The organism is Bradyrhizobium sp. HKCCYLR20261 (assembly GCF_051168435.1).
Classification (GTDB): domain Bacteria; phylum Pseudomonadota; class Alphaproteobacteria; order Rhizobiales; family Xanthobacteraceae; genus Bradyrhizobium.
This window is the reverse complement of sequence record NZ_JBNPUZ010000005.1, coordinates 22,072-41,509: the sequence shown is the minus strand read 5'-3', so window position 1 is coordinate 41,509 and position 19,438 is coordinate 22,072. Positions and strand designations below refer to the sequence as shown.

Below are 19,438 nucleotides of genomic sequence, written 5' to 3'. Positions count from 1 at the left end.
CGCTCGCCTGCTCTCGCGGCCGGCCGCCTCAGATCTGCCGTCCCGCCCGCTCCCAATACGGATCGCGCAGCCTGCGCTTGAAGATCTTGCCGGAATCCTCGCGCGGCAATTGGCCGTGGATTTCGATATGCCGGGGCACCTTGTAGTCAGCGAGCGACGCCTTCAACCGCGCCTTGACCTCGCCGGTGTCCAGCGTCACGCCGGGCTGCGGCTCGACCACCGCCATCAGCGCCTCGCCGAACTCGGCGTCGGGGATACCGAACACGGCGCAATCATGCACGCCGGGAACGGCGTGCAGCACGGCCTCGATCTCGGCCGGATAGATGTTGACGCCGCCGGAGATCACCATGTCGCGCTTGCGATCGCAGAGGAAGACGTAGCCCTCTTCGTCCATGTAGCCGACGTCACCGGAGGTGATGAAGCCGTCGCGGTCGATCTCGGTCCGCTTCTCCGGTTTGTTGTGGTAGGTGAAGTCCGGATTGCCGGCGATGCGGGAATAGATCTCGCCGACCTCGCCCTGCGGAAGAACGCGGCCGTCCTCGCCGAGGAACCGAAGCTCCGCTCCGGGCGAGACCTTGCCGACCGTACCCGGCTTTTTCAGCGCGTCCTCGGAGGTGGCGAAGGTCACCGCGCCCGATTCGGTCGAACCGTAGAACTCGTAGATCACTGGCCCCCACCATTCGATCATCGCGCGCTTGACGTCGGCGGGGCACGGTGCGGCGGCATGGATGATGTGGCGCAGCGACGACATGTCATAGCGGCGGCGCACCGCCTCCGGCAGCTTCATCAGCCGGATGAACATCGTCGGCACCATGAAGATGGTGTCGATGCGCTCGGATTGAATGATGGCGAGAAACTCTTCCGGCTCGAAGCGCGGCATCAGCACCAGCGCCCCGCCGAGCCGGCCGGCGCGCAGACCGAACGCGTTCGGCGCCGAGTGATACAGCGGTCCCGGCAGCAGCGCCCGCGAGCCCGGCTTGAGGCCGTAGATCAGCGCGCGCATGCGTTCGGCGGAGGCCGCCTGCTCGATCGTCGGCGCGTTGCGGCGGACGCCCTTCGGGTGGCCGGTCGTGCCCGAGGTGTAGATCATGTTCTGCGGCTGCGGCACCTGCGGCCCCTCGTAAGGGCTGTGCTGAACGAGCCAGCTCTCCAGATCGGTCGCGAATTCAGGTGCCTGAAGCAGATCTGCAGAGATCTTGTAGTTCGACAGGATCTCCGGCGGAGTCGGCACGCTGAGCACGGTGACGCCAGCCGGAATCAGGCCGCGAAGCTGGTGCAGCAGGTCGGCGTGACCGATCAGCACACGCGTCGCGGAATCCCTCAGGATGTAGTCGATCTCCTCCGGCTTGAAATGCCAGTTCACCGGCACGCCATAGGCGCCGAGGCGCATCGCGCCATAGGCCGCCTCGATGAAGGCGATGTCGTTGCGCATCAGCATGCAGACGCAATCGCCCTGGCGCACACCGAGCTGCGCAAGCCCGCTGGCGATCCGCGCGGCGCGGTCGGCAATGTCGGGATGGCTGCGCCGGCGATCGCCGGAGATGATGCCGGAAAACAGGGAGGACGTTTCCATTTTCTTGTTTATCCGATCTGTCGTCGGTTCGAGTTTCCGCCGTCATTCCGGGGCGATGCGCAGCGACCAAACGGCGGAGCCGTTTTGCGCGAAGCATCGAACCCGGAATCTCGAGATTCCGGGTCTGCTCCTTCGGAGCATCCCGGAATGACCATGCTAGTCCGCGAACTTTGGCGCACGCTTCTCGATGTTCGCCCGCACAGATTCGAGTTGGTTGGGACTGCCGATCAGCTTCTGCTGCTCGACGGATTCAGCCAGCAGCGCCGGGCCCGGATCGACCGAGAGGTTGTTCAGCATGCGCTTGGCGGCGCGGATCGCATCCGGATTCTTGCCCGCGATCTCCCGCGCCGTCTCCAGCGCCGCCGCGCGCGGATCGGCGCAGATGCGGGTGACGAGACCGTACGCCTGTCCCTCCTCCGGCGAAAACACCCGGCCGGTATAGGTCAGCTCACGCAGGATGTCGTCGCGCATCAGGGTCGCGAGAACAGGCGTGCCGGCCATGTCGGGCACCAGACCCCATTTGATCTCCATGATCGACATCTTGGTGTCAGGCGCGACATAGCGCATGTCGGCGCCGAGCGCGAGCTGGAAGCCGCCGCCATAGGCCACACCATGCACCGCAGCAATCACCGGCACCGGCAGCTGCCGCCAGCCCCATACCGCCTGCTGGGCGAAGTTCGCCTTGCCGTGGGTGCGAATGGTGAGATCACGCTTCTCGCCGCCAGCGATACCGTTGCCGCCGGACTCCTTCATCGCCGCGAAGCGGCCCATGTCGAGCCCGGCGCAGAACGCGCGGCCCTCGCCGGACAGCACCACCGCGCGCAGCCCCTTCTCGTTCGACAGCCGTTCGGTGGCCGCCACCAGCGCCGCGAACATCTCCTGATCGAGCGCATTCATCTTGTCGGCGCGGACCAGGCGGACATCGGCGACGCCGTCCTTGATCTCGATCGCGATGCGGTTGTCCATCGGGCGGTCTCCTCACGATTGTCTTTGTGACTTTACAGAAGGCTGTCGGAGCAGTTTAGTCAATCGACCAATTAACTCACAACATGTCAGGCGGGAAACTTCCATGTTCAAGGATAATCTCCTCGAGGGTCGACGCATTCTGGTGACCGGCGGCGGCACCGGCCTCGGCAAGGCGATGGCCGCCCGCTTCCTCCAGCTCGGCGCGGAAGTACATATTTGCGGCCGGCGGAAAATCGTCTGCGACGAGACCGCCACCGAGCTGATGGATCTCTATGGCGGCCGCGTCACCAGCCACGGCGTCGACATCCGCAACGCGATGGCAGTCGAGGAAATGATCGAGGCGATCTTCCAGGAAGGCGGCCTGACCGATCTGATCAACAATGCCGCCGGCAACTTCATTTCCCGCACCGAGGAATTGAGCCCGCGCGGTTTTGACGCGGTCGCCAACATCGTCATGCACGGCACGTTCTACGTGACGCATGCGGTCGGCAAGCGCTGGATCGCGGCGAAGCAGCCGGGCAATGTGGTGTCGATCACGGTCACCTGGGTCCGCAACGGCTCGCCTTACGTGGTGCCGTCCGCGATGAGCAAGTCGGCGATCCATGCGATGACGATGTCACTCGCCACCGAATGGGGCCGCTACGGCATCCGCCTCAACACCATCGCGCCCGGCGAAATCCCGACCGAGGGTATGAGCAAGCGCATCAAGCCGGGCGACGAAGCCGGCGCGCGGACGAAGGCAATGAACCCGATGGGGCGCGTCGGCACCATGGAGGAGCTGCAGAACCTCGCGGTCTTCCTGATCTCCGGCGGCTGCAACTGGATCAGCGGCGAGACCATCGCGATGGACGGCGCCCAGGCGCTGGCGATGGGCGGCAATTTCTATCAGCTGCGCGACTGGAGCGACGACGACTGGACCAAGGCCAAGGAGTCGATCAAGGCGCAGAACGAAAAGGACCGCGCGACACGCACGAGCTGACGGCGCTGTTAATTGGTGGCGTGCTCGACAGATTGATTGCAAGATGCTCGCTCCGGAGCGATCCGGGGCGAGAACAAAAACAAGACGAAGAACACGGCACAATCGGAGGGGAAACATGTCCGTCACGACGGCAGCGTCGACGCTCGTCGACGTCGTGCGCAGCCAGGCGCAGGCACTCGGCTCCGCGACCGCCTATGAGTTCGAGGGCCGCAGCACCAGCTTCGCCGAGTTCGACCGCAAGACCAACCAGGTGGCCAACGCGCTGAAGGCCCTTGGCCTGAAGCCGCATGAGCGGATCGCCTATTTCGGCAAGAACAGCGACAGCTATTTCGAGCTGCTGGTCGGCGCCATGAAGGCCAATGTCGTGATGGCGCCGGTGAACTGGCGGCTCGCCGGTCCCGAAGTCGCCTTCATCGTCGAGGACTGCAGGGCCCCTGCCCTGTTCGTCGGGCCGGAGTTCATCACCATGATCCGGCAGATCCGCGACCAGCTTCCGAGCGTGCGGCACATCATCACCACCGAAGGCGGCGCACCGGAATGGCAGGACTATACGGCGTGGCGCGACGCGCAAAGCGCCGACGATCCGGGCGTTGATATCACGCCGAAAGACATCGCGCTGCAGCTCTACACCTCCGGCACCACGGGCAAGCCGAAGGGCGCGATGCTGTCGCACGCCAACTTCCTCAACCTCGTCAACACCGGAAATCCGGACGACAAGCCGGACTGGAACAAATGGTCGACCGACGACGTGTCGCTGATCGCGATGCCGATCTTCCATATCGGCGGCTCCGGCTGGGGCCTGATGAGCCTGTATCACGGCGCCCGCGGCGTCATCGCCCGCGAGTTCGATCCGACCAGGATCCTCGACTTCTTCGAGCAATCCGGAATCACCAAGCTGTTCATGGTCCCCGCTGCGATGCAGTTCGTGGTGCGGCAGCCGCGCGCGCGGCAGGTCGATTTCTCGCGGCTGAAATACATGCTCTACGGCGCCTCGCCGATTCCTGCGGCGCTGCTGAAGGAATGCATCGACGTCTTCAAATGCGGCTTCGTGCAGATGTACGGGATGACGGAGACTACCGGCACCATCATCGCGCTGCCGCCGGAGGATCACGTCGAGGGGCTGGAGCGAATGCGCTCGGCCGGCAAGCCGCTGCCCGGCGTCGAGGTCGCGATCATCGACCCCCTGGGAAATCCGCTGCCGCCGCGCGAGGTCGGTGAGATCGCGACCCGCTCTGGCTCCAACATGGCGGGCTACTGGAATCTGCCGGAGGCGACCGCGCGCACGCTCGGCAAGGACGGCTGGCTGCGCACCGGTGACGCCGGCTACATGGACGAGGACGGCTACGTCTATATCCACGACCGCATCAAGGACATGATCATCTCCGGCGGCGAGAACATCTATCCGGCCGAGGTCGAGAGCGCGATCTGCGATCACCCTGACGTGGCCGAGGCCGCCGTGATCGGCATTCCCGACGAGAAATGGGGCGAGGCCGTCAAGGCAATCGTGGTGATGAAGCCGGGCAAGCAGGCGACCGCAACCGACATCATCAATTTCACCCGCACCCGCATCGCCGGCTTCAAGACGCCGAAGACCGTGGATTTCCTCGACGCCCTGCCGCGCAATCCGTCCGGCAAGATCCTACGGCGAAATCTGCGCGATCCGTATTGGGCGGGCAAGGACAGGCAGGTGAATTGATAATTGGCGGACGGGGAGTATGCCCGCTCCACGAGTCATTCCGGGGCGCGCCGCGCAGCGGGGCGAACCCGGAATCCATACTCACGAAACCGGGTTCGGCGCGATCTGGTTGTGGCGCAGGTCTTCGTCACGCGGGCGGTCGTGGTTATGGATTCCGGGCTCGTGCTGCGCACGCCCTGGAATGACGGAGGAGAGAGTGTGCGCGCTTCCTCCACGCCGTCATTGCGAGGCGCCCTTGCGCCGAAGCAATCCAGGGGCCACGTGGCAGGTCTGGATTGCTGCGCTGGCGCTCGCGATTTCTGTCTTTGGACGACCACCGCCTCATCGCTTGTTCGCCCCCATGTACCCAAACAGGAATCCCGCCACCTTCCGCATCTGGATTTCCTCGCTGCCTTCGGTGATGCGGTAGCGGCGGTGGTGACGGTAGATATGCTCGAACGGCTTGTGGCGCGAATAGCCCATGCCGCCATGCACCTGGATGGCGCGGTCGGCCGCCTCGCAGCACAGCCGGTTAGCCCAGTAGTTGCACATCGACACCTTGTCGGACAGCGTGTGCTCGACCTGCGCCTGGGTGAGCTGATCCATCTCCCACGCGGTCTTGCGGATGAGGAGCCGCAGCATCTCCGCCTGCGTCGCGAGCTCCACCAGCGGCCACTGGATCGCCTGGTTCTCGGCCAGCGCCTTGCCGAACGGCTTCCGCTCCCGCGCGTAGTTGACGCTCTCATTGATGCAGAACACCGCGGCGCCGAGCGAACTCGCCGCCTGTCGGATGCGGTTCTCGTGGACGAAGCATTGCGCCAGCGAAAGCCCGCGCCCGACCTCGCCGAACAGAGCATCCTCCGGCACGAACACGTCGGTGAAGCTGACGCGGGGGTGGTCGGTCGGCATGTTGAAGGTCCAGAGATATTCCTCGACCTTCACGCCCTCGCTCTTCGCCGGCACCAGGAAGCAGGTGATGCCGCGGGCATCGCCGTCATTGCCCGAGGTGCGCGCGAACAGCGCGCAATGGGTGGCGACGTGCATGCCCGTCGTCCACATCTTCTCGCCATTGATCAGCCAGCCCTTGACGTTGTCGCGCGTCGCGGGAACGGCCTTGGTCTCCATGTGGGTCGCGTCCGAGCCGTGATGCGGCTCGGTCAGACCGAAGGTGATGCGGTACTTGCCGGTGATCGAGCCGTCGATCATCGCCTTCTGGTCGTCGCGGCCGTAGCGGTCGAGCATGGTGACGATCGGCAGATTGCCGACGATGGAATGCTCGTTCTGCAGATCATTGTGCAGGCCGAGGCCCTTCGAGGCAAAATGCTCGCGGATCACGGCCATCCAGAGATTGGAGCCGTCCTTGCCGCCATAGCGCTTGGGGATCGCGAAGCGCAGGTGGCCGGCCGCATCGGCGCGATCCTTGGCCTTGCGCAGCAGCTGCTCCCAGTCATGCCGCGGCAGGCCGCCATTCTCGAAATCGGTCCGCGCCCATTCGCGGCGATGATCGAAGAATCTGATGTTGTCGTCGGCCTCTTCAAGCGGCTTGATCTCGGCGGCGATGAAGCGGTCGAGCTCGTCGAGATAGGCTGTGAGCTCCTTGGGCAAGGAAAAATCCATGGCGTGTCTCCCTGTGCATGTCGTTGTTGTTCTTGATTGTGGTCGGGCCGGCTCTCCGCCGCGTGCTTGTGGCGCGCAGCGCGGTTGCGTATTTGGATGACTGCAGATGCAGCGCAGGCGCTAAGCTCGCGTGACGTTGCCAATCAGAAAGCAGGAGGAACGGCCGATGGAGCTGAAGTTCTCGAAGATCACGCGCAAAGGGCCGATCACGATCGTGACCCTCGCCCGCCCCGAGGTCTACAACGCGCTGCATACCGACGCACATTACGAGCTCGAGGCGGTGTTCGACGGCTTCGCCGCCGATCCCGAGCAATGGGTCGCGATCGTCACCGGCGAGGGCGACAAGGCGTTCTGCGCCGGCAACGATTTGAAATGGCAGGCGGCCGGCGGCAAGCGCGGCTGGGGCCGAAGCGGGTTCGGCGGCCTGACCTCGCGCTTCGACTGTGACAAGCCGCTGATCGCCGCCGTCAACGGCGTCGCGATGGGCGGCGGTTTCGAGATCGCGCTGGCCTGCGACCTGATCATCGCGTCCGAGAATGCGACCTTCGCCCTGCCCGAGCCGCGCGTCGGCCTCGCCGCGCTCGCCGGCGGCCTGCAGCGGCTGCCGCGCCAGATCGGGATGAAGCGCGCGATGGGCATGATCCTCACGGGGCGCCATGTCGGCGCCCGCGAGGGCCACGAACTCGGCTTCGTCAACGAGGTCGTGCCGCAGGGCGAGGCGCTGGCGGCGGCCGAGCGCTGGGCCGAGACCATCGCCAAGAACTCGCCGATGTCGATCCGCGCCTCCAAGCAGGCGATCGAGAAGGGCCTCGCGGTCTCGCTGGAGCAGGCCATCACCGAGCAGCGCGACTATCCGGCGGTGCAGGCGATGATCCATTCGCAGGACTACATCGAGGGTCCGAAGGCGTTCTCGGAGAAGCGGCCGCCGAAGTGGTTGGGGCGGTAGTGCCTGGATGACTGCGCGATCTTGCCTCCACTCCGTCATGGCCGGGCTTGACCCGGCCATCCAAGCCTCGCGACAGCCTTGTGAGAGGATGGATGCCCGGGTCAAGCCCGGGCATGACGACAGAGAGTTAGGGGCCATTGGTGCCCCTCCCCGCCTCGCGCTTGTAGGATGCGTAGTTGGGCTGATCGACAGCGAGCTTGTCGAGCGTGGTCTGCCAGAGATGCTCCTTCAGTCCCGGCGTCGCGAGGTCGAGGGCACCGCTCGCGATCTGCTCGGCCAGTGCGCGATTGAGGTCGAGCAAGGTAGCATCCCGCGCGAGCAACTCTTTCAAGCGCGCATGCTCGGCAGCGTCCGCCGGCGCAGCCTGCGTCAGCTGGCGAACCACGAGATCCAGCGCGTTGATGCCGACGCGCAGCTTGAACGCCTGGTGGCCGGAGATGAGCGGGGCGATGTCGTTGCGCAGGAAATCGGCCACCGCTTGCACCAGCTCGGTCGGCGTCGGTTCGTCCTGCATCAGCCCTCTCCTCGCGGCGCCAGAAGCCGCAGCAGATCGATCTCGGTCTCAGACGCACGGCGGCCGATCATGGCACGCTCCATCGAATGGTCGGGGCCAATGCGAAACCGCTGCATCATGCCGCAGCACATCACGCCCCAGCGCAACGTGCCCATGACTTCCCAGAACTTCACCCGGTCAGCATCCACCTTGCGGCCGGCGGCCTCGTAGCCGGCGAACAGCTCCGCGCGCGAGCCGAAACCGCCGACGGGCTTGTCGATCTCGCCGAAGCGCCAGGAGTTGACGCAGATCCAGCCGAGGTCCTCCATGGGATCGCCGAGATGGGCGAGCTCCCAGTCGAGCACGGCGCGCACGCCGTCGGGCCCGATGATCAGATTGCCGTTGCGGAAGTCGCCGTGCACCAGCGTCACCTCCGCCGAGGGGCCGGGATCATTCTGCGACAGCCAGCGCAGCGCCAGATCGAACACCGGGCGCGGCCAGTCGAAGCTGTGATATTCGCGGGCGAGCTCGGCGATCTCCCTGGTCGCGTTCATTTCGCGCAGCGCCGGCAACTTCGCGCGCGCGATGCCATGGATGCCGGCGGCGATGCCGCCGAGCTGGCGTGCGAGGCGCGGCCGCGCCTCGGCGAACTCAGCATCGCGCAAGATCTTGCGCGCGATGGTCTCGCCTTCGACGCGGCGCATGATGAAGCCGGTGCCGAGATCATCACCGGGCGCCAGCACATGCAACACCTCGGGCGACGGCACGCCGGCGGCGTGCGCCAGCCGCATGAGGGCGGCTTCATTGTCCAGCCCGGCGGCGCGACCGGGCGCGGCGCCGTAGCCCTTCGGCGAGCGGCGCAGAATAGCGCCGACATCGCCATCAGGATGGACGATGTCGAAGCGCCATGTCTCCTGGCTGGCGCCCCCGGAAAGCTTGGCGGCGCCACGCACGCCGGTCGCGCCCGGCATGAACGCGACGACACAGCGGGACAGTTCGGTCTCGATCATTGGCCCTTGAACTTGGCCGGACGCTTTTCGAGGAACGCCGTGACGCCTTCCTTGAAGTCGGCGGTCGCGCCGGCGATGCGCTGCGACTGGAATTCCTCGTTGAGCTGCTCCTCGAACGAATTCTCCGGGCTCTCCCAATACAGCCGGCGGATCTGCGCCAGCGCGACCGTCGGCCCATTGGCGAGCTCGTGCGCGAGCTTCATCGTCTCCTCCTTCAGCGCCGCGTCGTCGTAGACGCGGTTGACGAGGCCCCACTGCAGCGCCGTCTCGGCCGGCAGCTTCTCGCCGAGCAGCGACAGCTCGATCGCGCGCGCCTTGCCGACGAGACGCGGCAGCAGCCAGGTGGAGCCGCAATCCGGCACCAGGCCGATGCGGCGGAACGCCTGCAGGAAATAGGCAGACTTGGCGCACAGGATCATGTCGCCCATCAGCGCGAAGCTCATGCCGGCGCCGGCGGCCGGGCCGTTCACCGAGGTGACGATCGGGCAATGCAGATTGCGCAGGCGGCGCAGGAACGGATGGAAAGCGGTCTCGAGCGCCGCGCCGGCATTGCTGCGGCCGGGCTTGGCCTGGGCGTTGCGGCCTTGCAGATTGGCGCCGGTGCAGAAGGCGCGGCCGGCGCCGGTGACGACCAGGCAGCGAACGTCGGCCTTCCTCTCCTCGATCTCGTCGAGCGCCTCGGCGAGGCCGCCGAGCATGTCGATGGAGACCGCGTTCATCACCTCCTGATGATCGAGCGTGAGGATGGCGACGGGCCCGTCGAAATCGAGCGTGACGTGCTTGAACTGCATGGTTTCCTCTCAAGAGCTTTTCGAGCGCTGCATTCTTCGCGGCGGAAATTCGCGGCATTGCCGGCTTCGTGCAGCATATTTGATTTTTGCGCTTCGCTTGTCCATGGTTGCGTCATCCAAATAACCGAAGCGACGCACAGCGTCCTCACATCATCACGGAAACGCTCATGACCCTGTTCGATCTCACCGGCCGCGTGGCGGTCGTCACCGGCGGCAATGGAGGCATAGGCCTCGGCATTGCCCAGGCACTTGCGTCCAGTGGCTGCAACGTCTCGATCTGGGGACGCAACGCCGAGAAGAACAAGGCTGCTGCCGCATCGATGGCCGCAGGGCCCGGCAAAGTCGACACGCGCATCTGCGACGTGACGAGCCCCGCCTCTGTCGCCGAAGCCATGAAGGCCACGCTCGACACCTTCGGCCGCGTCGACGGCTGCTTCGCCAATGCCGGCATCGGCGGCGGTGGCCGCAAGCCCTTCATTGAGCGCAGCGAGGAGGAATGGCGCACGATGTTCGCGACCAATCTCGACGGCGTCTTCCACGCGTTCCAGGCCGCCGCCCGGCACATGACGGCGCGGGCAGAAGCCGGCGATCCGTTCGGCCGGCTGGTTGCGACATCAAGTCTCGCCTCGCTGTTCGGCACCGCGCGCAACGAGCACTACGCGGGCACCAAGGCCGCGCTCAATGCGCTGTGCCGGGCGCTGGCGGTCGAGCTGGCGCGCTACGGCGTGACCGCGAACGCGATCCTGCCGGGCTGGATCAAGAGCGACATGACGGCCGGCATCATGGGCAACGAGAAGTTCGTGGCCAACGTGATGCCACGCATCCCGGTCCGCCGCTTCGGCGAGCCGTCGGATTTCGGCGGCATCGCTGTCTACCTCATGAGCAAGGCGTCGTCGTACCATACGGCCGATTGCTTCGTGATCGACGGCGGCTATACCGCGTTCTGACCGGCCAGGACCTACGGTGGACCGGTGCGCCGGTCCGCCAAGGCCGGATTTGTTCCCGCCCCTTATTCCAAGATTTCAGAAATTTAATCCGCCTTGCCCTGCCACGCCCCCGTGACCTCGGCGTTGTCCCTCATCACATGACGAGGAGAATTCCAAGGGGAAGGATGCCATGAAGCGCGGTGTGACGGTTTTGGCCTGTGTGTCCGCCCTGGCTGTGGCCGGTTACTTTGCGATGGCCAAATGGGGCATTCAGCACGAGAGCCGCGAATTCTATGACGTCGCGCGGCAGCGGCCGATCAACGTCGACATCGCGGTCCGCAAGGATTACGAGATGAAGGCGAACGCCGGGCTCTGGCGGCTGCCGGTCGCGATCATCTCCAACGGCAATACGGTGAAGAACACCGAGTATTCGTTCCTGGCGAACGTGTTCGCCGCGCGCGGTTATCTCGTCGCCAGCGTGCAGCAGGATCTGCCGACGGACCCGCCGCTCGTCACCAAGATCGGGCTGCCCTATGTCGGCCGGCTCGACGTCTACAAGAAGGGCGAGGCCAACATTCTCTGCGTGCTGAACGAGATGAAGAAGCGGCATCCCAATGCAGACTACGATCATCTCACGCTGGTTGGCCATTCCAACGGCGGCGACACCGCGATGTATTTCGCCAAGGAGCATCCCAACATCGTCTCGCAGGTGGTGACGCTTGACAATCTGCGCGTTCCTTTCGTCGTTAGGGACAAGCTCAAGATCCTGTCGTTCCGCTCCGATGATCCGGAGTTCAAGACCGATCCGGACGTGCTGCCCAAGCAGCTCGGCAAGAAGAGCGGCATCGACATCATCAAGACCGAGTTCCAGCACACCTGGATGAGCGATCGCGGTCCTTATACGGCGCGTGAGCGGATCCAGGCGACGCTGGACAAATATCTCGGCGGCGATTCGACGAGCGAGCTGGCGCCGGCCGATACTGACAATCTCATCGTCACGAACGGCGCGGCGGCTCTGCCGTGATACGGCAAGGACTCTGCGAACCCGCTCAACAACAACACCAGAACGGAGCGAGGCGGCTGCGTCAGCAACCGCCTCGCCAGCGCATATTCAATTCTGGGGCTTCTTGGCGGGCGGCCCGTTCTTGTTGCCAGGCATGCCCTTGATGTTCGACGGGTCCTGAGCACTGACGTTCGGATTCTGCTGGTTGATGATCGAGGACGAGCCGACGGTGCCGGAATCAGTGGCCGCCGGTCCGTTCTTGTTGCCGGGCGCACCTTGAATGCCTGCTCCCGAGTTGTTCGCGCTAGGCGGCGCGGTCGGCTGCTGACCGCCCTGCGCCAGGGCCGAGGTGGCCGAGACGACGAGCGCACACGCGATCAAACTGATCGTTGGTTTCATGGCGTGACCTCCATTTTGAGTTGCTGTGCTGTTCGAACGTGGCCCGTCCGGTGCCGTTCCAGGGAACACTGAATTTCACGGAGCAATCGCCGTGGATGCACGCAGCCGCTGCCCGCTTTATCGGCTTCCGCAACGCACCCTGGCCGACTACGGTCCGCCGACCGACACATCCGAGGCCGCACCACATGGAATACCTCTCCACCGATCTGAGCCCGCGCGAGCGCTACAAGATCCTGACCTCCTTCGTGCTGCCGCGGCCGATCGCCTGGGTCACGACCAAGGGCGAGACGGGCGTCGTGAACGCCGCGCCGTTCTCGTTCTTCAACGTGATGGGCGAGGATCCGCCGCTCTGCGTGTTCGCGATCAACCTGCGCCCCGACGGCCGGGTCAAGGATACGCTGGTCAACATCCGCCGCGCCGGTGAGTTCGTGGTGCACATCACCGACGAGCCGCTGGCGCAGGCGATGCACGAGACCGGCGGCGACTTTCCGCCTGAGGTCGGCGAGCCCGATCATCTCGGGCTGAAGCTCGCGCCCTCGCGCATGATCTCCGTGCCGCGGCTCGCGGACGCGCCGTTCGCGATGGAGTGCAAGACCTGGCAACTGATCGACGTCAACGGCGACCGCGTGCTGGTGCTCGGCGAGGGCCTTGCGTTCCACATCCGCGACGAGCTGTGGGACAGCGAAAAGATGCGGGTCGAGATGGAGCTGTTCCACCCGGTCGGGCGCATGTTCGCCGACCGCTATTGCCGCACGAACGACCGGATGGATTTCCCGCCGGCCAAGGGCGCCAGCTGAGCCTTGCCCGGCCGGACCGGATGGTCAGTAGGTCGCGGCGAGATAGTCGACGATCTTGCCGACATCGGCGTCGTCGATCGGCGCGCCATAGACCTTGATCATCTTGGTGACCTCGGCCTGCCAGAACTCCTTCTTGTTCTTCATCGGCGGCTGCGTGCTGATGTAATCGGAAGAGTGGCAGGCCGTGCAATTGCCCTGCACGGCGGCAAGGTCCGGCCCCGGCTTGAAGGCCGCCGTCTCCGGAGGAACCTTGTAGTTGACGGGCGCCGCGGTGAGAGCGGCCGGCCCGGCGGCAAGACACCCGAGCGCGACGGCCAGCGCAGCGAGGAAAGATATCCGTTGCATGGTCGTGCTCCTCAAGCGGCGGTGACGCGGACGGTTTCGACGACATTGCGCAGATAACCGGCCGGATTCCAGCGCGGCGTCTCCGGCTGCGTCTCGCCGGCATTGCTGGTCGCCCGCACCTTGAGCGCGTGGGCTCCGGCGGTCAGCTTCACCGGCAGCTTCCACTCCCGGAACGAATACTTCCCGAGGTCCTTGCCAAGCTTCGCATCAGTCCAGGTCTGGCCGCCATCGGTCGAGACGGCGACCTGCTTGATCCCGCTGCCGCCATCGAAGGCGATGCCGCGCAGGACAGCCGTCCCCGCCCTGAGCTTCGCGCCATCGCTGACGCTGGTGATGAAGGAACGGACCGTGAAGCGATTGATCGGGATCGTCGCCTTCGGCGCGGTGCCGGGCTCGACCGCGTTGTTCGGCGTATCCGGAATGCGATAGGCCGATTTCATCCAGAAGCCCTCGAACACGCTGTCGACGACGGTGATCTCGTTGAGGTGCTTGACCCAGTACGTGCCGTAATAGCCGGGCACGATCAGACGCAGCGGAAAACCGTTGAGGAACGGCAGATCCTCGCCGTTCATGCCGTAGGCCAGCATCACCTCGCTGTTCATGGCGTGATCGACGTCCAGCGCCTTGACGAAGTCCGGAGTCTTGTCGACGATCGGTCCATCCATGCCGTTGAAGGTGACCTGCTTCGCGCCGGCCTGGACACCGGCCATCTCGAGCACGGTCTTGAGCGGCACGCCGCGCCAGCGGGCACTGCCCATCGCGCCGTTGCCGAGCTGGCCGCCGGCGACGCGCGGCTCGAAGAAGCCGCGGCTGTTGCCGGAGCACTGGTTGACGGCGACGATCTCGGTCGCCTTCAGCTTGCGGATGTCCTTGAGCGACAGCTTGAGCGGCTTGTCGACCTTGCCCTTCACCTCCAGCGTGAACTTGTCCGGATCGAGATCGTAGGGAAGCCCCGCCAGATGATAGCGGACGAAGAAGGCGTTGTTCGGCGTGATCACGCCGTCATTGAACACCGAAAACGGCGTCTCGAGTTGCGGCGGCCGGCTCGTCAGGCCGATCATCAATCGCTTCTGCGGATATTTCACCAGCGGGCGCTCGCCATTGGCGAACGGCAAGGTCACGCTGTCCTCGGCCAGCGCACGGCTCGCGCCAAGGCCACCCAGCAAGGCGGCCAGCCCCGCTCCCTTGAGCAGATCACGCCTGTCGATCATGCAACTCCCTCCGGAGTGGTCGTTCTCGCCCGAGGTCATCACCTCGGGACGATCCATTCAGTTCGTCCGGCGCGCAGCCAGATTTCTGCAGGAGATGATAGTTGCACGATTCTCTGAAGCGGAGAAACGATGTGAAGATCGGAGGTCAAGCCACAGCGATCCGCTGCACTGCGGCGAGAATGGCGTGAGAGCTTGGGTCGTGGTGAATGTGTAAGGTGGGCAAAGCGGCGCCGTCAGGCGGCGCGTGCCCACCGGCGGTGGACGCGAGGGACGATGGTGGGCACGGCGCGCTCGAACAGCTGTACACGTCTACAACGATCGAGGCGCGCCTTTGCCCACCCTACCGCGGCAAGGTAGACAACTACTTGCTCTGGCCAATCTTGTCCTGCGTCTTGGTGTCGAAATCGCTGGCGTCGTGGCGTTCGTGCAGCTGGCTGGCAGGGTCGCCGGAGACGCGGTTGACCATGCGACCGCGCTTCACCGGGGCGCGCTGCGCGATCTGGTCGGTCCAGCGCTGCACGTTCTTATAGTCCTGCACCGAGAGGAACTCGCCGCCTTCGTACAGCAGGCCCTTCGACAGCGCGCCGTACCACGGCCACACCGCGATATCGGCGATGGTGTAGTCCGGCCCGGCGAGATATTCGCTCTCGGAAAGGCGGCGATCGAGCACGTCGAGCTGGCGCTTCACTTCCATGGCGAAGCGGTCGATGGCGTATTCGATCTTGGTGGGCGCATAGGCGTAGAAGTGGCCGAATCCGCCGCCGAGATAGGGCGCGGCGCCCATCTGCCAGAACAGCCAGGACAGGCATTCGGCGCGCTTGGCCGGCTCGGTGGGCAGCAAGGCGCCGAACTTCTCGGCGAGATAGACCAGGATGGCGCCGGATTCGAACACGCGGACCGGCTCGGGCCCGCTGCGATCCAGGAGCGCCGGGATCTTCGAGTTCGGATTGATCGAGACGAAGCCGGAGCCGAACTGGTCGCCTTCGCCGATTCGGATCAGCCAAGCATCATATTCGGCGCCGCTGTGCCCGAGGGCCAGCAGTTCCTCGAGCATCACGGTGACCTTCACGCCGTTCGGCGTGCCGAGAGAATAAAGCTGCAAGGGATGACGGCCGACAGGCAATTCCTTGTCGTGGGTCGGGCCCGCGATCGGGCGGTTGATGTTGGCGAAGCGGCCGCCGCTGGCCTTGTTCCAGGTCCAGACCTTGGGCGGCACATAGCTGTTCTGTTCGGACACGAATGACTCCGGCGTGAGCGGCAAAAGGAGCGATGGTTTTAGGCGCATATGCCGCCGAGCGGAAGCCGTCGCACGCGCGGGCGCCATCGGCATTTTCTGCATTGCGCGGTCGAACCTGCGATGACAGAACGAAGACAAGACCACAATGACGGTTCGCAACGGACCGCTTTTCGGAAACGCCCATGACTGCAGCTGCCCTGCCCCCGGACCGCATTCCCGTGATCGTCGGCGTCGGCGAGATCGTCGACAGGCCCAAGGACATCGCGGAGGGGCTGGAGCCGCTCGCGCTGCTCGAACAGGCGATCCGCCGCGCGGAAAATGACGCCGGCGCCAGGCTGATCCAGCACACCGGCTCGCTCGACGTCGTCAACTTCCTGAGCTGGCGTTATCGCGATCCCGAGCAATTGCTGGCGCAGCGGCTCGGTGTGAACCCTGCGCACTGTTATTACGGGCCGGTCGGCGGCGAAAGCCCGATCCGCTATTTGCACGAGGCGGCCCTGCGCATCGCCCGCGGTGAATGCGAGGTCGCCGTGGTCTGCGGCGCCGAGGCGCAATCGACCGCCACCAAGGCCGAGCGCGCCGGCGTGACCTTGCCGTGGACGCCGTTCGCCCATGACGTCGAGGAGCCGAAGCGCGGCGCCGCGTTCCAGAAGCCGCTCGCGGTGAAGCTCGGCGTGTTCCGCCCCGTCTCGGTCTATCCGTTCTACGAGGTCGCAAGCGCCGCCAAATGGGGCCAGACGCCGCGGCGGGCACTCGCCGAATCCGGCGAGCTGTGGTCGCGCTTCTCGGCGGTCGCCGCCTACAATCCAAACGCCTGGCTGAAGCGGCACTTCGCGCCGGACGAGATCACCACGCCGTCCGCCGACAACCGTCCGATCGCCTGGCCCTACACCAAGCTGATGGTCGCCAATCCCATGGTCAACATGGGCGCGGCGCTGATCCTGACCAGCCTGGCGAAAGCGCGCGCCGCGGGCGTCGCCGAAAACCGGATGATCTATCCGCTGGGCGGCGCCTCGGCGGAAGATCCACGCGATTATCTGACGCGCGATCAGTTCGCCGAGAGCCATCCGCAGAATGCGGTGCTGCAGGCGGCGATGAACCTCGTCGGCGGCACGGGCACGGCATTCGACGTCATCGAGCTCTATAGCTGCTTCCCCTGCGTGCCGAAGATGGCGCGGCGGACGCTCGGCCTCGGCCCGGATGTCGAGCCGACCGTCACCGGAGGGCTGACCTTCTTCGGCGCGCCGCTCAACACCTACATGACACACGCCGCCTGCGCGATGGTCCGGCGGCTGCGCGGCGGCGCCAGGCGCGGTCTTTTGTACGGCCAGGGCGGCTTCGTCACCAAGCATCATGCGCTGGTGATCTCGCGCGAGCAGCCCTCGTCGCTGTCACAGGATGTCAGCGTGCAGGCGGAGGCCGATCGTCATCGCTCAGCAGCGCCGGACTTCGTCGGCGAGGCGGCTGGCAACGGCAAGGTCGAGAGCTTCACCGCGCTGTATGATCGCAATGGCGATATCGAGCACGGCGTGGTGATGCTGCGCACCGAGCAGGACACGCGCACGCTGGCGCGCGTGCCGCCGCAGGACCAGACGACGCTGACGCGGCTGATGGACCTGGACAGGACACCGGTCGGCGCGCTCGGTTCGATCACGATGGCCGCCGACGGCGTGCCGGAATGGCGGGTGAGTTAGGACGCTGTTATCAACGCAGCACCGTCATTCCGGGGCAAGGCCGAAGGCCTTGAACCCGGAATCTCGATATTGTTTTGCGCCTGTCCTCAACAAGCTCGAGATTCCGGGTTCAATCGCCATGCGCTTTGAGCGCATGACGATTGCCCCGGAATGACGTTCTTGGGAAGCGATCAGCCCTCAACTACACCTCCCGCGCCTCGCGCTGCCATCGTGCATAGGCCGTGTCCCAGTCAGGCGCGGTGTCCGCCGCGAAGCCGAGCGTCTTGCCGCTGCCGAGGTCACGAACGTTCATCATCGCGCGGCGATGCGCGCCGCTGCGGACATAAGTCCGCATGCTGGTCTCGTCGGACCAGACCGTCAGCGTATGATAGAGACCGGCCACGGGCCGGACCTCGACGCTGAGGTTGCCGGCCGCGGCGCGTGCCTGCCGTAGCGACCACAGCGTATGCCACCAGAATCGGGCAAGACGGCTCGCTCCACTTTTCGGGCGAAAGCCGGTCATCGAGACATAGACACTCATGGCATGTTTCCGCGGTCCTGCGAGCCCGGATGACCGAGGACCGCATGCGGCAAACGAACTGTGGCGCGCATTGGATCTGCGCGCCGCGGGTTCGTGATGGCGCGGCTCAGCGGGGGGCCGCCTTGGACGCGGAGTCGGGTGGCAGAGTCCCCGTGGTCTCGGCTTCCGCCGCGGCGGGTGATGGGCGATCGTCGTCGGCGTGCCGATGCTCCCGCTTGCGCGCTATGGCTTCCTTGCGGCGCATGGCCGCGAGCGGGAGATCGGGATTGAGCTTCAGCGCCTGATTGAAGTCGGCGAGTGCCCGGTCATAGCGTCCCTTGGCGAGCCACACGGCGCCGCGATCGCTGTAAAGCTCGGCGTCACTGAAGCTCATGCGCACCGCACGATCGAGATCGACCAGGGCTTCGTCGAGATCGCCGCGCTTCTGCAGCGCGAGCGCGCGATCACGGAGAAGCAGAGGATTTTTCGGGTCGAGCCGGATGGCCCGGTCGTAGTCGTCCAATCCCCGGTCGATGCGGCCCATGCGCACCAGAGCCTCAGCGCGATAGCGGTAGACGTCGGTATTGCGCGGTACGAGCCGAACGACCTCGTCGAAATCCGCGACGGCGAGTTCAAGATCGCCCTGCCGGCTCCGGGCCAGGGCGCGCTCCAGCAACTCGCTTGCGCTCATCGGCGTTGCCGGCGCGACCGGCTCTGCGACCTCGACATCTGCCGGTGGCGGCGACGCCGCTGCAACGGCCTCAGGCTGCGCCGACGGCGCAGCGCTGAGCTCATCCCGCACCGCAGGCGGCGATGCCGGCGGGCTGCCCGCCTCGCGCTGCGGCTCGGCCTTGGGTTGCGGTGGCTGATCGAGAGTGACAGAACGCGTCGGCTGCGGCCTGCTCAGGAAGTCGCCGAGCGAAGGCACGAACAGGATCTCCAGCCCGATCAGCACAGCGCTGAGAACGGCCGTCGCCGCCGTGAACTGCAGGATCGCATCCCAGCGCTCGCGCCGCGCCGTTTCGCGCTCATGCGCGAGAAAGGCATCGTATTCGGCGCGAAGGTCGGGATCGCGCAGCACCTTGTAGGCCACGATGATCATCTTGAGCTTTTGCTCGGCCGCAGCGTCGCCGTCGCCGACGAGATCGGGATGGTTCTCCTTCGCGGCCTGGCGAAAAGCCCGCTTGATCGTGTCGAGGCTGGCGCGCGGCGAAATGCCGAGCACCTCGTAATGGCTCTTCATGGCGAGGTGCCGCGTCCTTCCCCCGCGCTCGCGG

Annotated in this window: 19 protein-coding genes; 7 read left to right on the top strand and 12 right to left on the bottom strand. The window is 65.5% G+C overall.

From position 1 onward, the window contains the following. Nucleotides 1-28: 28 nt before the first annotated feature. Together ACQR1L_RS12870 and ACQR1L_RS12865 are read right to left on the bottom strand one after the other, a co-directional pair. Nucleotides 29-1,573, bottom strand: coding sequence for an acyl-CoA synthetase (locus ACQR1L_RS12870; RefSeq protein WP_434858335.1), 1,545 nt, complete (start codon nucleotides 1,571-1,573; stop codon nucleotides 29-31). A gap of 156 nt (nucleotides 1,574-1,729) precedes the next feature. Next, nucleotides 1,730-2,539, bottom strand: a complete 810-nt coding sequence (locus ACQR1L_RS12865; RefSeq protein ID WP_434858334.1) for a crotonase/enoyl-CoA hydratase family protein — start codon at nucleotides 2,537-2,539, stop codon at nucleotides 1,730-1,732. Nucleotides 2,540-2,642: 103 nt separating this feature from the next. On the opposite strand from ACQR1L_RS12865, the gene ACQR1L_RS12860 reads away from it, so the two are divergent. Beyond that, nucleotides 2,643-3,518 carry an SDR family oxidoreductase gene (locus ACQR1L_RS12860; protein WP_434858333.1) on the top strand — a complete coding sequence of 292 codons (876 nt, stop codon included), beginning with the start codon at nucleotides 2,643-2,645 and terminating at the stop codon, nucleotides 3,516-3,518. Nucleotides 3,519-3,633: 115 nt separating this feature from the next. Then, nucleotides 3,634-5,214: a fatty acid--CoA ligase gene (locus tag ACQR1L_RS12855; protein ID WP_434858332.1), complete on the top strand. Its 1,581-nt coding sequence runs from the start codon at nucleotides 3,634-3,636 to the stop codon at nucleotides 5,212-5,214. 321 nt (nucleotides 5,215-5,535) lie between these two features. Here the strand turns inward: ACQR1L_RS12855 and ACQR1L_RS12850 are convergent, their stop codons facing one another. Next, nucleotides 5,536-6,810: an acyl-CoA dehydrogenase family protein gene (locus ACQR1L_RS12850; RefSeq protein WP_434858331.1), complete on the bottom strand. Its 1,275-nt coding sequence runs from the start codon at nucleotides 6,808-6,810 to the stop codon at nucleotides 5,536-5,538. A gap of 166 nt (nucleotides 6,811-6,976) precedes the next feature. On the opposite strand from ACQR1L_RS12850, the gene ACQR1L_RS12845 reads away from it, so the two are divergent. Then, a complete protein-coding gene (locus ACQR1L_RS12845) occupies nucleotides 6,977-7,756 on the top strand; it encodes an enoyl-CoA hydratase-related protein (protein ID WP_315782572.1) in 780 nt (259 codons plus the stop codon). Between the two features lie 127 nt (nucleotides 7,757-7,883). Here the strand turns inward: ACQR1L_RS12845 and ACQR1L_RS12840 are convergent, their stop codons facing one another. The 3 genes from ACQR1L_RS12840 to ACQR1L_RS12830 are packed head-to-tail and all read right to left on the bottom strand — an operon-like array spanning nucleotide 7,884 to nucleotide 10,050. Continuing rightward, nucleotides 7,884-8,270, bottom strand: coding sequence for a DUF6285 domain-containing protein (locus ACQR1L_RS12840; RefSeq protein ID WP_434858330.1), 387 nt, complete (start codon nucleotides 8,268-8,270; stop codon nucleotides 7,884-7,886). Next, the gene (locus tag ACQR1L_RS12835) at nucleotides 8,270-9,259 is read right to left on the bottom strand and encodes a phosphotransferase family protein (protein ID WP_434858329.1); all 990 of its coding nucleotides are present in this window, start codon (nucleotides 9,257-9,259) and stop codon (nucleotides 8,270-8,272) included. The genes ACQR1L_RS12840 and ACQR1L_RS12835 overlap by 1 nt, the downstream gene beginning before the upstream one ends. Beyond that, the gene (locus ACQR1L_RS12830) at nucleotides 9,256-10,050 is read right to left on the bottom strand and encodes an enoyl-CoA hydratase/isomerase (RefSeq protein WP_434858328.1); all 795 of its coding nucleotides are present in this window, start codon (nucleotides 10,048-10,050) and stop codon (nucleotides 9,256-9,258) included. Before ACQR1L_RS12830 ends, ACQR1L_RS12835 begins: the two co-directional genes overlap by 4 nt. Before the next feature lie 167 nt (nucleotides 10,051-10,217). On the opposite strand from ACQR1L_RS12830, the gene ACQR1L_RS12825 reads away from it, so the two are divergent. Further along, on the top strand, nucleotides 10,218-10,997 hold the full coding sequence (locus ACQR1L_RS12825) for an SDR family NAD(P)-dependent oxidoreductase (protein ID WP_434858327.1): 780 nt from the start codon (nucleotides 10,218-10,220) through the stop codon (nucleotides 10,995-10,997). 169 nt (nucleotides 10,998-11,166) lie between these two features. After that, nucleotides 11,167-12,000, top strand: coding sequence for an alpha/beta hydrolase (locus ACQR1L_RS12820; RefSeq protein ID WP_434858326.1), 834 nt, complete (start codon nucleotides 11,167-11,169; stop codon nucleotides 11,998-12,000). Between the two features lie 87 nt (nucleotides 12,001-12,087). Here ACQR1L_RS12820 and ACQR1L_RS12815 read toward each other — a convergent pair whose 3' ends face one another. Beyond that, the gene (locus ACQR1L_RS12815) at nucleotides 12,088-12,378 is read right to left on the bottom strand and encodes a hypothetical protein (protein WP_434858325.1); all 291 of its coding nucleotides are present in this window, start codon (nucleotides 12,376-12,378) and stop codon (nucleotides 12,088-12,090) included. A 185-nt stretch (nucleotides 12,379-12,563) separates the two neighbouring features. Between ACQR1L_RS12815 and ACQR1L_RS12810 the strand changes: the two genes are divergently transcribed. Beyond that, entirely contained in the window at nucleotides 12,564-13,175 is a 612-nt protein-coding gene (locus ACQR1L_RS12810; protein ID WP_434858324.1) for a flavin reductase family protein, read from the top strand. A 24-nt stretch (nucleotides 13,176-13,199) separates the two neighbouring features. Here ACQR1L_RS12810 and ACQR1L_RS12805 read toward each other — a convergent pair whose 3' ends face one another. The 3 genes from ACQR1L_RS12805 to yghU form a co-directional block, all read right to left on the bottom strand. Continuing rightward, entirely contained in the window at nucleotides 13,200-13,520 is a 321-nt protein-coding gene (locus tag ACQR1L_RS12805; protein WP_434858323.1) for a cytochrome c, read from the bottom strand. Nucleotides 13,521-13,531: 11 nt separating this feature from the next. Continuing rightward, nucleotides 13,532-14,731 (bottom strand): molybdopterin-dependent oxidoreductase, encoded by a 1,200-nt coding sequence (locus tag ACQR1L_RS12800; protein WP_434858322.1) that lies wholly within the window; start codon nucleotides 14,729-14,731, stop codon nucleotides 13,532-13,534. Between the two features lie 361 nt (nucleotides 14,732-15,092). Beyond that, nucleotides 15,093-15,968 carry a glutathione-dependent disulfide-bond oxidoreductase gene (yghU, locus tag ACQR1L_RS12795; protein ID WP_434858321.1) on the bottom strand — a complete coding sequence of 292 codons (876 nt, stop codon included), beginning with the start codon at nucleotides 15,966-15,968 and terminating at the stop codon, nucleotides 15,093-15,095. A 182-nt stretch (nucleotides 15,969-16,150) separates the two neighbouring features. Between yghU and ACQR1L_RS12790 the strand changes: the two genes are divergently transcribed. After that, the gene (locus ACQR1L_RS12790; RefSeq protein ID WP_434858320.1) at nucleotides 16,151-17,662 is read left to right on the top strand and encodes an acetyl-CoA acetyltransferase; all 1,512 of its coding nucleotides are present in this window, start codon (nucleotides 16,151-16,153) and stop codon (nucleotides 17,660-17,662) included. Nucleotides 17,663-17,843: 181 nt separating this feature from the next. Here the strand turns inward: ACQR1L_RS12790 and ACQR1L_RS12785 are convergent, their stop codons facing one another. Further along, on the bottom strand, nucleotides 17,844-18,182 hold the full coding sequence (locus tag ACQR1L_RS12785) for a hypothetical protein (protein ID WP_434858319.1): 339 nt from the start codon (nucleotides 18,180-18,182) through the stop codon (nucleotides 17,844-17,846). A 106-nt stretch (nucleotides 18,183-18,288) separates the two neighbouring features. After that, complete coding sequence (locus ACQR1L_RS12780) at nucleotides 18,289-19,404, bottom strand: tetratricopeptide repeat protein (protein ID WP_434858318.1); 1,116 nt, start codon at nucleotides 19,402-19,404, stop codon at nucleotides 18,289-18,291. Nucleotides 19,405-19,438 lie beyond the last annotated feature (34 nt).

Bases quoted from the DNA above. Each gene is read 5' to 3' on its own strand.
- ACQR1L_RS12870 (WP_434858335.1), bottom strand. From the start codon at position 1,573: ATGGAAACGTCCTCCCTGTTTTCCGGCATCATCTCCGGCGATCGCCGG.
- ACQR1L_RS12865 (WP_434858334.1), bottom strand. From the start codon at position 2,539: ATGGACAACCGCATCGCGATCGAGATCAAGGACGGCGTCGCCGATGTC.
- ACQR1L_RS12860 (WP_434858333.1), top strand. From the start codon at position 2,643: ATGTTCAAGGATAATCTCCTCGAGGGTCGACGCATTCTGGTGACCGGC.
- ACQR1L_RS12855 (WP_434858332.1), top strand. From the start codon at position 3,634: ATGTCCGTCACGACGGCAGCGTCGACGCTCGTCGACGTCGTGCGCAGC.
- ACQR1L_RS12850 (WP_434858331.1), bottom strand. From the start codon at position 6,810: ATGGATTTTTCCTTGCCCAAGGAGCTCACAGCCTATCTCGACGAGCTC.
- ACQR1L_RS12845 (WP_315782572.1), top strand. From the start codon at position 6,977: ATGGAGCTGAAGTTCTCGAAGATCACGCGCAAAGGGCCGATCACGATC.
- ACQR1L_RS12840 (WP_434858330.1), bottom strand. From the start codon at position 8,270: ATGCAGGACGAACCGACGCCGACCGAGCTGGTGCAAGCGGTGGCCGAT.
- ACQR1L_RS12835 (WP_434858329.1), bottom strand. From the start codon at position 9,259: ATGATCGAGACCGAACTGTCCCGCTGTGTCGTCGCGTTCATGCCGGGC.
- ACQR1L_RS12830 (WP_434858328.1), bottom strand. From the start codon at position 10,050: ATGCAGTTCAAGCACGTCACGCTCGATTTCGACGGGCCCGTCGCCATC.
- ACQR1L_RS12825 (WP_434858327.1), top strand. From the start codon at position 10,218: ATGACCCTGTTCGATCTCACCGGCCGCGTGGCGGTCGTCACCGGCGGC.
- ACQR1L_RS12820 (WP_434858326.1), top strand. From the start codon at position 11,167: ATGAAGCGCGGTGTGACGGTTTTGGCCTGTGTGTCCGCCCTGGCTGTG.
- ACQR1L_RS12815 (WP_434858325.1), bottom strand. From the start codon at position 12,378: ATGAAACCAACGATCAGTTTGATCGCGTGTGCGCTCGTCGTCTCGGCC.
- ACQR1L_RS12810 (WP_434858324.1), top strand. From the start codon at position 12,564: ATGGAATACCTCTCCACCGATCTGAGCCCGCGCGAGCGCTACAAGATC.
- ACQR1L_RS12805 (WP_434858323.1), bottom strand. From the start codon at position 13,520: ATGCAACGGATATCTTTCCTCGCTGCGCTGGCCGTCGCGCTCGGGTGT.
- ACQR1L_RS12800 (WP_434858322.1), bottom strand. From the start codon at position 14,731: ATGATCGACAGGCGTGATCTGCTCAAGGGAGCGGGGCTGGCCGCCTTG.
- ACQR1L_RS12790 (WP_434858320.1), top strand. From the start codon at position 16,151: ATGACTGCAGCTGCCCTGCCCCCGGACCGCATTCCCGTGATCGTCGGC.
- ACQR1L_RS12785 (WP_434858319.1), bottom strand. From the start codon at position 18,182: ATGAGTGTCTATGTCTCGATGACCGGCTTTCGCCCGAAAAGTGGAGCG.
- ACQR1L_RS12780 (WP_434858318.1), bottom strand. From the start codon at position 19,404: ATGAAGAGCCATTACGAGGTGCTCGGCATTTCGCCGCGCGCCAGCCTC.